The sequence below is a fragment of the Paenibacillus sp. 203 genome, assembly GCF_037027525.1.
In the GTDB taxonomy this organism is placed as follows: domain Bacteria; phylum Bacillota; class Bacilli; order Paenibacillales; family Paenibacillaceae; genus Paenibacillus; species Paenibacillus polymyxa_B.
The window spans coordinates 247,840-260,855 of record NZ_JAXCHD010000008.1 but is presented as its reverse complement, the minus strand read 5'-3'; the positions used below and the strand labels follow the sequence as shown (position 1 = coordinate 260,855).

Annotated in this window: 12 protein-coding genes; 4 read left to right on the top strand and 8 right to left on the bottom strand. The window is 46.6% G+C overall.

The annotated features are described in order from the left end of the window. Window positions 1-180: 180 nt before the first annotated feature. The 4 genes from WA407_RS19685 to WA407_RS19670 all read left to right on the top strand — a co-directional run bounded on the left by WA407_RS19685 (window position 181) and on the right by WA407_RS19670 (window position 4,278). Window positions 181-1,107 (top strand): ABC transporter permease, encoded by a 927-nt coding sequence (locus WA407_RS19685; RefSeq protein WP_061831744.1) that lies wholly within the window; start codon window positions 181-183, stop codon window positions 1,105-1,107. A gap of 1 nt (window position 1,108) precedes the next feature. After that, complete coding sequence (locus WA407_RS19680) at window positions 1,109-2,059, top strand: ABC transporter permease (RefSeq protein ID WP_322174247.1); 951 nt, start codon at window positions 1,109-1,111, stop codon at window positions 2,057-2,059. Between the two features lie 195 nt (window positions 2,060-2,254). Then, the gene (locus WA407_RS19675; protein WP_103049743.1) at window positions 2,255-3,898 is read left to right on the top strand and encodes a peptide ABC transporter substrate-binding protein; all 1,644 of its coding nucleotides are present in this window, start codon (window positions 2,255-2,257) and stop codon (window positions 3,896-3,898) included. Further along, on the top strand, window positions 3,898-4,278 hold the full coding sequence (locus WA407_RS19670; protein ID WP_165179394.1) for a DUF3899 domain-containing protein: 381 nt from the start codon (window positions 3,898-3,900) through the stop codon (window positions 4,276-4,278). The genes WA407_RS19675 and WA407_RS19670 overlap by 1 nt, the downstream gene beginning before the upstream one ends. 201 nt (window positions 4,279-4,479) lie before the next feature. Here the strand turns inward: WA407_RS19670 and WA407_RS19665 are convergent, their stop codons facing one another. The 8 genes from WA407_RS19665 to WA407_RS19630 all read right to left on the bottom strand — a co-directional run bounded on the left by WA407_RS19665 (window position 4,480) and on the right by WA407_RS19630 (window position 12,918). Further along, window positions 4,480-5,025, bottom strand: a complete 546-nt coding sequence (locus WA407_RS19665) for a hypothetical protein (RefSeq protein ID WP_061831749.1) — start codon at window positions 5,023-5,025, stop codon at window positions 4,480-4,482. A gap of 338 nt (window positions 5,026-5,363) precedes the next feature. Beyond that, the gene (locus WA407_RS19660; protein ID WP_235307421.1) at window positions 5,364-6,464 is read right to left on the bottom strand and encodes a toxic anion resistance protein; all 1,101 of its coding nucleotides are present in this window, start codon (window positions 6,462-6,464) and stop codon (window positions 5,364-5,366) included. Window positions 6,465-6,562: 98 nt separating this feature from the next. Then, entirely contained in the window at window positions 6,563-7,243 is a 681-nt protein-coding gene (locus WA407_RS19655) for a hypothetical protein (protein WP_336078192.1), read from the bottom strand. Window positions 7,244-7,301: 58 nt separating this feature from the next. Continuing rightward, a complete protein-coding gene (locus WA407_RS19650; RefSeq protein ID WP_336078191.1) occupies window positions 7,302-8,333 on the bottom strand; it encodes an ATP-grasp domain-containing protein in 1,032 nt (343 codons plus the stop codon). Between the two features lie 17 nt (window positions 8,334-8,350). Further along, complete coding sequence (locus tag WA407_RS19645; protein WP_235307418.1) at window positions 8,351-9,187, bottom strand: HAD family hydrolase; 837 nt, start codon at window positions 9,185-9,187, stop codon at window positions 8,351-8,353. Next, window positions 9,184-10,335, bottom strand: a complete 1,152-nt coding sequence (locus WA407_RS19640; protein WP_336078190.1) for a cysteine protease StiP family protein — start codon at window positions 10,333-10,335, stop codon at window positions 9,184-9,186. Before WA407_RS19640 ends, WA407_RS19645 begins: the two co-directional genes overlap by 4 nt. After that, on the bottom strand, window positions 10,332-11,678 hold the full coding sequence (locus WA407_RS19635; protein ID WP_336078200.1) for a phosphoribosyltransferase family protein: 1,347 nt from the start codon (window positions 11,676-11,678) through the stop codon (window positions 10,332-10,334). Before WA407_RS19635 ends, WA407_RS19640 begins: the two co-directional genes overlap by 4 nt. A 52-nt stretch (window positions 11,679-11,730) precedes the next feature. Further along, the gene (locus WA407_RS19630; RefSeq protein ID WP_336078189.1) at window positions 11,731-12,918 is read right to left on the bottom strand and encodes an HpcH/HpaI aldolase/citrate lyase family protein; all 1,188 of its coding nucleotides are present in this window, start codon (window positions 12,916-12,918) and stop codon (window positions 11,731-11,733) included. Window positions 12,919-13,016 lie beyond the last annotated feature (98 nt).

The following is a 13,016-nucleotide window of genomic DNA, read 5'->3' as shown; positions in this document are numbered from 1 at the left end:
ATATAAATGGAAAACCTGTGACGAAAATTTGACCTGCGTTCTATAATGTAAAACCTTACCTTGACATGTCACCTAAACCGTTTTATCATTTCCTAGTATTCTTATATACTTTTATTTATTTTAAAATTTCAACAGCAATAGTATGTAAATCAGCTTGATAGACAGGAGAAATAAAGCCCCATGTACATTTTAAAACGTCTCTTTACGATGTTCATTACGTTGTGGATTATCGTCACTTTAACGTTTATCATCATGCACATCATTCCGGGTGATCCGTTCTCGAACGATTCCAAAACCATTCCGGAAGCGGTATTGCAAAACATGCGTGCCAGATACAACCTGGACAAGCCGCTCGCTGTACAGTATGTGCTGTATCTCAAAAATCTGCTAGTGCTGGATATGGGCCCGTCTATTCAATCGAAAACGACGGACGTCAATATGCTCATTGCCCGAGGTTTTCCACCTTCTGCATTGCTGGGTATTCAATCCATCGTGGTCGCAATTATTGCCGGTATTTCGCTCGGAACGCTAGCTGCTCTACACCATAATCGACCACTGGATTATATCTCGATGTTTATCGCGATTGTTGGTATTTCCGTACCCAGCTTCATATTGGCACCGCTGTTAATCAAATATGTCGCCGTCCAATGGCATCTGCTTCCGGTCGCCTCATGGGGAACCTGGCAGCATACGGTGCTCCCGTCGCTGGCTCTCGCTGTTTCACCGCTTGCCGTTATCGCCCGCTTTATGCGGACGAGTATGCTGGAGGTCATGCATGAGGAGTACATACGAACTGCCAAAGCAAAAGGGTTGTCCTCTTGGGCAGTAGTCCTTCGTCACGGACTACGCAATGCGTTGATTCCGGTGCTTTCCTTTATCGGACCGCTATTTGCTTCCGTCATTACAGGTACCTTTGTCGTTGAAAAAATATTCGCCATTCCCGGCATCGGTAAATACTTCGTAGATAGTATCTTTAACCGGGATTATCCAGTGATTATGGGGACGACCATTTTCTACAGTGCCATTCTGGTCGTCACTTTATTTCTAATTGATATATCCTATCGCCTTGTCGATCCACGAATCAAATTAGTCAGCAAAGGAGATTAACATGAAAGCAGCATCTACTGTCGAAAAGGACAGCCTGTTCAGTCTTGTAGATCGTAGCCAGATCCCCACCCCCACGTTGACCAGACCCAAAGAATCACCCTGGCGAGATCGGCTACGCAGACTTTTTAACAACAAGCTTGCTCTGTTGGGGCTTTCCCTACTAATCATGATTATTGTGCTGGCGATTGTGGGACCTTCCATGGTTCCCTATGCACCCAGTGATCAATCCCTTTTGAAAACGAATCTCTCTCCTTCGAAAGAGCATTGGTTTGGCACGGATGATCTGGGGAGGGACGTATGGGCACGGACATGGGCCGGAGCTAGAATTTCACTCATGATCGGCTTTGCCGCTGCCGCCATTGATTTGGTGCTTGGCATTCTCGTCGGCTGTGTTGCTGGCTATTGTGCTGGGCACGGCAAAACGGGCGACCGGATCGACAGCATTCTCATGCGTATTATTGAAATTTTGTATAGCATTCCTTATCTGCTGGTCATCATTCTGCTGCTCGTCATTATGAAGCCGGGACTGCTCACAATGATTATTGCATTATCCATTACTGGCTGGGTCGGTATGGCCCGTGTAGTGCGTGGGCAAATCTTACAGCTGAAGCAGCAAGAATATGTGTTAGCAGCCCGTAGCTTGGGGACATCTCATTCACGTATTATCTTCAGGCATTTGCTACCAAACGCAGCGGCAATCATTATCGTAAATTTGACGTTCACTATTCCGTCGGCTATTTTTGCCGAATCATTCCTGAGCTTTCTCGGTCTGGGGATTCAGTCTCCTTCGGCCAGCTGGGGGACGATGGCTAACGATTCACTTGGCGTTATTTTAAGCGGTCAATGGTGGCGCCTATTTTTCCCCGGGCTGATGATATCGCTCACCATGCTGGCGTTCAATACACTTGGAGACGGGCTTCAGGATGCACTTGACCCGCGCTCACAACATTAACAATGTAGAGATCGAAATTGGACAAGGAGGGGTGTCACCATGATCCGCAGCTTCTTACCTAACAGCAGGAAAAACGGCAATTCCTTTATCGAAGTGCGCACACGCGGCATACCTGCGGGAAAGGAGGATGAATAACCCCGGTACGGTGTACCTTATTTTTGGCATAATTAATCACAGTAATGGAGGAAAACCACGATGAAAAAAATGCATTGGATGACGATCATCTTACTTTTGGCCGTAACGGCTTTGGCTGGATGCTCTGGCACCACGGACAAAACAGCAAGCAACGACCCGTCCGCTGCGCCTCAAGCAGATATCCCGCAAGAAATTACTGCCAACCTGGCAGGTGGCGAGCCTTATACGCTAGACCCTGCTTTCGCATCAGATACAACGTCCTACTTTGTGATTGATAACTTGTACGAAGGGCTGTATACATACGATAAGGCCGGTAAAATCGTAGAAGGCGCTGCCAGCAAAGTAAACGTATCTCCTGACGGTAAAACCTACACCTTTACGATCCGTGACGGCGCAAAATGGTCGAATGGTGACCCACTGACAGCTAAGGATTTTGAATACTCCTGGAAACGGGTACTAAATCCGAAAACAGCTGCCTACGATCCTTCTGCCCTCTACTACATCAAAGGTGCCGAAGCTTACAACACAGGCAAAGGTAAAATTGAAGACGTGGGTGTTACAGCCAAAGATGATAAAACTCTGGTAGTTGAGCTGAAATCACCGCTGAGCTTCTTCCCAACGATCGCAGTGGGTCATGCCTATCTGCCAGTAAACCAATCGGTTGTTGAGAAAAATGACAAATGGGCAGCAGAAGCAGGCACAATGGTCGGCAACGGTGCGTATGTAGCCAAGGAATGGAAACATAACGAGCAGATTACGCTGGCGAAAAACGATCAATTCTGGAACAAAGATGCCATTACAATGGCAACGATTAATTTTAAAATGGTTCAAGACTCCACAACTTATTATCAAATGTACAAAACGGGCGATCTGGATCTGATTTTGAGCCTTCCCGTAGATACCCTGGATCAGGAAAAGAGCAACAAGGAATTCCTGTCGCATCCATCTTTCAGTGTGTATACCTATTCTTTTAACGTAAAACAAAAGCCGTTTGACAATAAAAAAATCAGACAGGCTATTGCCTATGCGATTGACCGCGAAGCACTGGCTACCAGCGTAACCAAAGGTGGCGAAACTCCGGCTTACGGTTATGTTCCATACGGAACAACAACGCCATCCGGCAAGGACTTCCGTGATGAAGCACCGAAAAAATACTATGAGTTTGACGCTGCGAAAGCGAAACAATTGCTGGCCGAAGGTCTGAAAGAAGAAGGTTTGACCCAGCTGCCACCGATCACCTTTAAATACAACACTTCGGACAAGCATAAAAAAGTAGCTGAAGCGATTCAGGAAATGCTGAAAACGAACCTGGGCGTCGCAGTGACGCTGGAGAATCAGGAATGGAAAACGTACATTGATACCTTTAAACAGAAGAACTTCCAGATCGCTCGTATGGGCTGGGAAGGAAACTTCCTGGATCCACTCGGCGTATTGGGGCATTATACTTCCAAAAATTCGAACAACTTTACCAACTGGAGCAACCCGGAGTATGACAAACTGATTGAATCCTCAACCTTTGAGCTTGATCCGGCAAAACGCTTTGAACAGCTCCACCAGGCAGAAGACGTATTGATGGAAGATCTGCCGATTATTCCGATCCAGTTCTCTGCGGACACCGCATTAATCAGTCCTAAGATTCAAGGTATCGTATTTGATGCTCGTTCGAACCCAGACCTGCGCTTTGCGAAACGGGTCGAAAAATAATGATTTTACGTTTCGGGCTCACTGCCCTGATTGTCGGTACTTTAGGATTTCTGTACGCCATCCCCCATCTCTTGTATGGTCGTGAAAACATGGCTACTGCAAATCTGCTATTCCTGTTGGGGTTGCTGGGCTTGGTGATCGGTGCAATCTTCCACGTTCTGCAAAGCGGTTTTCTAACCCTCTTCCTGCGGGGATTTGCCGACATCAGACAGTTGTTCATTCGTCAATCCAAGGCATTACGGGAGGAAAATGAACGTTTGCGTTCCGATGAATCTCTGTCAGCCTGGAAAACATCCATGTTCCGCCACCTCAAGGTATATACTTCGGGGTGCGGGACGGGGCTTATCCTTTGCTCGATGATATTAATGGGGATAAGTTAGGGTGATATGAGAAGCTTTCTTTCGATTGATGGGCGCTGCGCGTGCAGATTGTTCTTCCGATCGCTTCGCTTCTTCAGAACAATTCTGCCCGCTCCGCTGGCAACCGACGAAGAGCTTCTATACGTTTTAGAGGTGTGTAAAGAAAAGAGAGAGTTCCGCGGAGTTAATTCGGGGACTCTCTCTTTTTTTGTTTCAATAAGTCTACCATCTGCGTCGTTCGTCGCCTCTCAGGGGAAAGTCGCTCAATTCTCCGAGTTGGTCATGTGCAGCCTTATAAATGCGAAGAATAGCTTGTACCTTGTTAAAATCATTGTCTTCCGGGCCGAATCCTTCCATATACATTTTTTGAATGATGTTTTGGAAGAAATCTATACGCTCGCGGACGGAATCCTGCTCTATTTGCAGTACCTCTTCAAAGCTGTGTGTCTCAGCAAAATCAGACAGCTCATCAAATTCCTGTTCCTGATATCGATCTCCCCGAGTTTCGGGATTGAGATCAATAGAGGTACGCAGGGTTGATAATAAAATATTTTCGCGCGCCAGCATGACATGAAAATCTTTGTTCTTAAACAGATCCGTAACGATCAGACGGCACATTTCCTTGTTCTGCAGTAGAATCCCGTCAAAAGGATGCAGCGTCCACACACCGTAGTTGAAAAATAAATTAAAATTGAAGCTACTGCTTCCATACTGATATACAATGTTGATTTTCGATTCGTCGATGATTTCAAATGAAAATTCCAGCATGCATTCTCCTTTGGGATTCCAATATTTAACTCTATCCTATCAGAAAATGCATGATTTTCAATAAAAAATTTTATTTCACAGAATCATTTAACTCCACAATTGAATCTGCTTTTTCGCTACTGACAGCCACGAGTAAATAGACAATCACACACCCTAAAATAAAGGACATCATACGCTCGCTCTCTCCTTTTGTCATTCGCTTTTTAAGAGTTTATGCACGAGAATGCTATGTATGTTCATCATGTCCTTTATTAGCTGCTGCCAAACCAAAAAAAGACGCCTTTCGGAGTCATCCTGGCGTCTTTTTCATAGATTGGGTCTATTATTCTACATTGTCATCAGTTCAAAAACGAGCTTAGACCCTCAGAGGAATTGCTATCCTTCAGCGGTTTGGATGGTTCTTTCCCTTCGATCCCCAGACGTTGGCTAAGGTTGGCATTGATTGCTGTCATTTTACTTGTATAATCGTGGCAGCTTTCAATAATCCGACGGTTTGATTTTTCAGACAGATCCAAAGCAGATACCAAATCACCAATCGCCTGATTCACAGCCTCCAGTGACATAGAAGGCTTGCTAAGCAGATCTGTCGTTCTCTCGGTCGTCGTTTTGAGAAGCTTCGCATTTTCCTTGAATTGATCTTCAATGGTACGATTGGTCGCATCGACGGCTGAAATGATTTTATCCTGATCTGCCAGCGCCATCGCGATCATAGCCGATACAGTGATCAGATTCGATGTTTTATCAATCGCATTATTTACAGAATCAATCAGTTTATCATTATTATCATTAATAATATCCGTTGCTGCAATCGCCTGATTGTATAATAAAATCATTTCAGTCATTGACTGCGTACGAGTAACCACCTTGCGTAATCCCCGCTCCAGATGAGGCTTACGGTTTTCGTTTTCCGGCTTGGCAATCTCGGTCTCAAACAGTTCTTTCAAGCGATTACCAAAGGCAATCTTCGTCTGTAAATTGTAGATTTCTTCAATGGAAGCCTTCTTCAACTGTCTCATGCTGACGATGTTTTCTTCCAGATTATCCTTACCATCTCTCAAGGCAGTAATGATTCTCTCGATGTTCGTCTTCACCGACTGATACTTGTAAATGTAGTTTTTTAACGGGCTTTTACGCAGCAGCTTGCCAAAAAAACTCATATTTTTGCTCTGCTGGAGCGTTTCGCATTCATCACGTAGCTTTAAGATCATATTGGATACCTCAGCCCGATCACCGGACATGAGGTCGTTTACCGGACGATCCAGCATTTTAAGGGTCTGCCCCGCACGTTCCTGCGTTTTAACCCCCAGCTTACCGATATCATCCATTAAGGTATCCAGGCTCATGACATCGCTTTGTGATACCTTCTGAATCAGCTGTGAAGCCTCCTCAGTCACCTTTTGTTCATCCTCTTTTTTCAATTCAGCCCATGGGGTCACCATACGCTACCTCCTATTCTGAAAACAACTGTTACCCAAGTCTAATCGTTGTTATTCAGAGCAGCTATTCTGCTACTTTTTTTATTTTCTCAAAAAATCGCCTACAATTCGGAACTGCTATATCGCTGGTGAATAAGCTCCGCTTTGCTCTGTAATTCCAGCAGATCCTTGTGCTCCACCGTGGACACAATTACCGATATTTTGCTGTCTACATCCCGTAATCCGTTTAATAACGTCCTCCGGTTGGTCCGCTTCGCATCGCCACTGAGCCGAAGAAACGGGTTAATCAGTCCGTTCAAATCCTTCAAAATCAATCTCCGAACCGTATGATTCACTTCGCTGTTGTTCAGTTCATGCAAAAGCGGAATGACCCGCTGCAAACGTGCAAATAGAGCCAGCGCCTTCTCGACAATCTCGTTATCAAGCGCATCCTTCTGTCCCTCGGAGATCACCATATCCTCCAGTACCTCTAAATACTCCATCACCTGAGCAAATTCACTACTCACTTGATCTGGTTGAGGTACTTGTCCTGTCATAGACTCCGGTCGAACGGCAGCTTCCTTTTCATGCTGCTGTGTCTCACCGACCTGCTCCTGCACCACCGGAATCACGGAACCGGTCAGATTGGGGCGAGGATGGCGAACAGCTATGATGGCGCTGTATCCTCCCAAACCAATGATTGGAATCGCCAAACACACAAACAATGGCAACCAAAAACTTAGTAAAAGCGCAATCAGGTAGCTAACCACAGCAATCGTGGCACCCCACATTTTTGACGTCATAGCTTGTACCTCCTGACGTAAACCCTTACCATATTGTAGAAAACAATATTTGTGTGTGTCAATGTACGGATTTACGTATGGTGATTGGCTGCTCGATATGACTGGCTAAAATGTCGTATTGCGGATGAAGTGAACCGATCTCATGACCCAAAGCCGATTTCACCGCTAGATAAGGAAAATTAATACCGGACAAACATGATACATGAAGTCCTCCGGACATCCGCGGATTGATCTCTAGCAACTTGGCATGCTCGCCGTTATATTTTACCTGAATGTTATAATTGTACGGAATGTGATACGCCTCAGCGACCTTCTGTGCCACCTTCAACAGCTCGGAATGCTGCTCCAGCAGCCGTAATCGTCCTCCTGCTTTCCTACGCGGAACTGCCGCTAGCAGCTTTCCGTTCCGGTCAGCTAGGCAGTCAATACTGTATTCGTATCCCTCCAGCAGCTCCATCACCATCAGATTGGGAAATGATTCTGTGGATGACAATACGCGGTGTGCCTCCTCGAACGAAATATGATTCAGCGCATGGCCGAACAGTTCCTCCAGCGGATTACGTTCATTGTCGATGATACGAAAGCCCATCCCGCCTTCTGCATTACATGGCTTGAAGCATACCTTATGCCCATGTGCTATTAACGACTCATAAGCCTGTTTAAACTGCTCGGCATTGCTGGCAATGGCATAGTCGGGAATCGTGACAATGTCCTTTTGACGAATGGATTCATAAAACAGATCCTTTTCCATCAGTTGCTCCAGCAGTTCGGTATCCCGGCATACCATCACTTTTGTCCCAATATCATCGAACAAATAAAGATGCTTGCTAATATCGAGCATATTCCACCGGGGGATAAAGACATCAATTCCGTGCCGCCTGCAAAAATCAGCGCAAAACCGTGCGTACTCCACACCACTGATGCGAGGCTCTACTTCAGCTATATCACTGGCCTGTAGCGCCATGTGCTGCGGATCAGAGTGCGTCGCATAGATCTCGAACGGAATACCGTCCTCATTGTTACGAATAGCATTCATATAATGATACGCCACTGAAAACCAGCGGTTAAAATACACCTTAACCTTCTTCACAGAGCCACGTCCCCTATCTATTCTGAAAATGAAGTTTGAGCTGCGAACACACTCCGGTGTATTGCATGAACATACGCCATGATTTCGTCCGCTGCATAAACCCCCGACACTTCTGTAAAACGGTAATTGACCTCCAGCTTATCCCGCAGCTGTTCCCGATACAATTCACCATGACGCGGAGCAATCGCATAATCGGCATAGTCCAGCAAACAACGGTCTAGCAAAGAGTCACCGGACGCAACCACGGCCCCTCCATTCGTGAGATTGCGGATGTGCTCCACGGCTGCTTGTTTATTCACGGCCGCAGGTACCAAATACACCTTACGACCTTGAATGGATACCTCCCAGCCCATTTCACGCATGATTCGCGCCTTCTCCAGCACCTGTTCCAGCGGCATACGATCCCGTTCAATCATGAAAGCATAGAATAACTCGTCGCAAAAGCGTTCGTTTACCACCCAGTCTTCATGCAGCACCTGTCCGAACACCTGACGTGCTTCTTCCGCATGAGCACCATCACGGCGTACTTGTTCATGAATACGCCGATTCCACTCTCGATCCACCTCGCCTCCGACGATGATGTTTCCACCATTACTTGTCACGGCATATGCGGGAACCAACTCCGTCTGAAACACGGTGATTCGTCTATACTGTTCTATCGTCCGAGTCGTCACGGGCATAAACATCACATCTTCAGGCAGTGTCTTTAGCCATTGCAGGGCTTGTTCAGAAATAAAAGCCGACGTTGCCCCGTCTATCTGTTCCGCAGGCAACAGACCAGGGGACTCCAGTGGTACGCCAAGCGAACGTTTGGAGTAAATCAGTGTCTGATCCAAATCACTTGCGTAGATCATTCTTGTCCCCCCTTGAGCGGCTTGATAATTCCGCAGCAGGAATAAGTCAATCCTTCAAATACCTCTACAGGCACTCCACGGTCCTTGGCCAGCAGCATAATGTGCTGGAGATTCGGATTATCTTCGCGGTCAATCAGAATTTTCCACGGCACCCTGCGCAGCAGTACACGAGTCGTCTCCCCCACTCCGGGCTTGACCAGATTGATATCCCGAATACCAAATGCCTGCTGAATCGCCTCTATATCCCATAAGCCCTGCCATGTCACCGCAGGCGGATTCAATGTCATTTGTTCTGCATATGCAACTGCCGTTTCAGCCACGTCTTGAAAGTACCCGGATATCGTATCCACAAACGTATTAGACTGATCCACTGACCGCCAGGATTCATAAAATTTGGCTCCATGGAAATCGTCAGGGCCTATGAGATCGTCGCGTAATACCGTCCGACTCATCAAACCGGATACAGTCGAATTCAGACAAGCACTTGGGATCAAATAATCTTCTCGTGTACCGAAGGTCTCCGAACATCTGCCCGGATCGGCCAACACCGCCAGATCATCATTTAGATGCAACCCGTAATCCGTGTTCATCTCACGACAGGCCTCAATCAATACCTGGCGAATCGCCCCTTTTCCCGTCCAGCCATCGACAAACTGAAGTTCAATCCCCAGCCCATGCTGCTGTAAAATGTATAAAATCGCATTCCGGTCAATGCCTTTGCCACGAATAATAGAAATGCTGTAATGCGGCAAGGATACGCTATACTTCCAGTCAATATAACGCTTGATCAGGATACCAATGGGCGTCCCTGCTCTAGCCAGAGAAACAATCGCCGTGTTCAGGCCTCTTTTTCTCACAATCATCTCAGCCACAGAAGCTGCCGCTAATGCAACCTTTTTGGCAGATTGGGCAAGCGTTTCGTGAAACAATGCAATATACTCTGCTGTCGGCTCATATTCCACTGGCAGCATTTCTGAATAATGGACTCCCGACTGAATCGCCTCTTCACGATCCTCCGTCCCTTTTTCCAACGTAACCCGGCTCAAATCCTTCAATAAAAAAGTGACATCCGAGGCAGGATAACTGCCCAGCGGTTCGGGCGGATGAATGTTCTTCTGCTGTATTTGCTCCATAAGTGCTTGCTTCATATCCGCGCTCCTTTACTCTCCTGACTAGTTAACCCATTAAAATAAACAACATGCACTTTATCGCAGCCCAGACGGGTCAAAGCCTCCAGCATGGGGTTCATCCGCTCTGGGTCCGACTCCCTTTCCATCAAAACGAATATTTCGTCATACTGACCGGGGTCTACATTATAAATAAAATTGCGTACCGTACTGTCCTCAGGCGAAGGATATGTCACACCACAAGCGACGCCATACCCTTCTTCTCGGTGGGGATACACCGGGCTGCGTGTCGTCGATTGAAAATACACATCCGGGCCTAGCTCTGCTGCAATCCGCATTGGGATGTACATGAATTCTCCCGTGCCCATAACCAGCGTGCGTTGCCCAGAACGAAGTTGGTTCAGTCGTTCAGCTGTACGCGTGATTTCTGCATCCAATGCTGAATTGTCAGCGGATTGTAGACCAAAACGGCCTGTATATTTTAGATAAGGAGCTGTATTGGCATACCCGTCTGTTGACATGGAACTGTGTACTACCCGCTCAAAACTGGGAGTATCCCTTTCAAAACGGTGGTCAATTATTCCAGAAGCGTCTTTATTAACCTCTGCCATGCTAGTGGCTGCATGTTCTGAGTGCCCAGCCTGTCCGGCATATGCTGCGTGATCTAGGATCGGTACACCCTGTACCTCAATCTTTCCTTTGAGCAAGCTTAAAGGCGTAATGGTAATGCCTAGCTCTGCCTCCAGATCAGTGAAAGCCTGTTCGTCGCTGTCTGTCCGCCAATCCAATAACGAAGCAATCACATACTGTTTACGCGGAAAATGCTCCTGAATATCCCGTATGATATTAAGCGTTGTTTTTCCCGTCGTAATTTCATCATCTACCAGCACAATCGGGCCATCTCCCGCAAAAGCATCTTCATCCAGTGCATAGCAACGATGATCAACAGCGTGCGAATGCTCTTCTTCAAACCGAATAATAGGCCGAAGGCCCGGAATATCCTCGCGCGTCGTATGAATATACGAGGCTCCATCGTCAAACAACCGATACATGCTGTGTCCCAGTGCTGTAGCCGTCTCGGCAAAACCAACAAACTTGATCGGCTCTGTAAAAGCAAAAGCTAAACGCTCATCCATCAACTTTCGGTAGGCCTCTTTCGCATAGTCCGGGTCAAGAAGTCCTCTCACAGCCTCTCCAATCAGTTCATCCATTTGGTGTCCCGCTTGTGGGACAAGCTCCTTATATAGTAGAATCGCCAGCGCCGCACCACTGAGCAGAGAGGTGTATGGGTTTACCGGAATATGCTTGCCCAGCACCTTGCTGACAAATAAAAACGAACGTTTTTTGTTGACCCGTGCCGCCATCGCAAACAGCTTGTCCACAGGAAGGCGGAATGGATTATGTGTCTCCGTAATTTTAACGCTGAACTGCTCCAGAATTGGCAGCAGATGTGTTTTCGTGGTTGGGTAAGAGACTGACAAAATGTTGTTGTTCATGTAACACCCCGTATACTTTTGATCTATTTATAATACGATGAGCCCAATTCAAATGCGGCTTAATTTCATTCATTTTGTTGGCATAGGTACTTTTGAATACACCCAGACTACCGTCATTACGCTCAACAATTTCAAGTGCATCCATATACTCTTCATGTGTCACCGCATACATGGCCTGTACCGGTTTAATATGGGAAGGATGAATAATCGTTTTGCCAATAATCCCATTCTCTTTGTCCATCATAACTTCTCGAATCAATCCGTCTACGGCATCTGAGATGAAGTCCATCCGCAAGTGTCGTCCCGGCTTTCCAAGTGCATCTTCGAAAGGAGACACTCTTAATTGAGGTTTAAAGACACGTTCTCGGTGAGAGAAATATTCCCATACAGGACCGGAAATGACATAATTTGAGCCCACGCGTCCAAACAAGTTAATAATATCTGCGATGCAATCCCGAATGACGGCAATTTCATAAATCGTAATATCCGGGCTGCGTCTCAAGCCATATAGACTGGAGAAATCGGTTGCCCCAATTCGTACATTGAGCACATATTCCTGGTACTCGTCTAAAATTTCCTTAATCGACAGCAGCTCTTTCCAGCGGGTTTCCCGATAAATGATTTTGGAGCTTTCAAGAATCGGTAATCCGTACAGCACAGGCATGTTGCTTTCGTTTCCTGCCCCTATATGCATACTCCGGTTATATTCGGCAATGAGTGCAAAATACGCCCGTCCATTATCCGAAGAGAACTTGGGTAAAACAAAGCCCGTGAGCAGCGGCAAAGATTCACCCAAACCGTTCAGTAGCCGTTCCAACTGCTCCACAGAGCGCACACGCACAAATAACAAAGGTAATTGCTGTTCACTCATCATCCCCGTCCGTACATAGAACAATAGTTGAAGCAGCTGCTGTGCCAGCGATTGTTCTGCCTGACCGACCTGCTGATCCCCTATAGCATCCTCCAGATCCAGAATGACCGTAGTTAGCCCTTCATGTTTTCCATTTTTGATCTCTTCTGCTACTTCCGAGCGGGTGGCTGGCATGTACAAAGCCGCTCCTATCGCATAAGCCAATATACTTTTGGGAGAACGGTTATGAAACTCCAACGGTGGAGTATAAAAGATCGCTTCTACTTCCTCAGAGGTTAAATCATTAAAATATTTCAGGGCCCTTCCCCTCCTCTTGCTCTTTCTTGCCTGACTGA

Excerpts from the sequence above, each read along its gene's own strand:
- WA407_RS19670 (WP_165179394.1), top strand. The coding sequence starts at position 3,898 with ATGATTTTACGTTTCGGGCTCACTGCCCTGATTGTCGGTACTTTAGGA.
- WA407_RS19675 (WP_103049743.1), top strand. The coding sequence starts at position 2,255 with ATGAAAAAAATGCATTGGATGACGATCATCTTACTTTTGGCCGTAACG.
- WA407_RS19635 (WP_336078200.1), bottom strand. The coding sequence starts at position 11,678 with ATGGCGGCACGGGTCAACAAAAAACGTTCGTTTTTATTTGTCAGCAAG.
- WA407_RS19685 (WP_061831744.1), top strand. The coding sequence starts at position 181 with ATGTACATTTTAAAACGTCTCTTTACGATGTTCATTACGTTGTGGATT.
- WA407_RS19645 (WP_235307418.1), bottom strand. The coding sequence starts at position 9,187 with ATGATCTACGCAAGTGATTTGGATCAGACACTGATTTACTCCAAACGT.
- WA407_RS19680 (WP_322174247.1), top strand. The coding sequence starts at position 1,109 with ATGAAAGCAGCATCTACTGTCGAAAAGGACAGCCTGTTCAGTCTTGTA.
- WA407_RS19660 (WP_235307421.1), bottom strand. The coding sequence starts at position 6,464 with ATGGTGACCCCATGGGCTGAATTGAAAAAAGAGGATGAACAAAAGGTG.
- WA407_RS19665 (WP_061831749.1), bottom strand. The coding sequence starts at position 5,025 with ATGCTGGAATTTTCATTTGAAATCATCGACGAATCGAAAATCAACATT.
- WA407_RS19655 (WP_336078192.1), bottom strand. The coding sequence starts at position 7,243 with ATGACGTCAAAAATGTGGGGTGCCACGATTGCTGTGGTTAGCTACCTG.
- WA407_RS19640 (WP_336078190.1), bottom strand. The coding sequence starts at position 10,335 with ATGAAGCAAGCACTTATGGAGCAAATACAGCAGAAGAACATTCATCCG.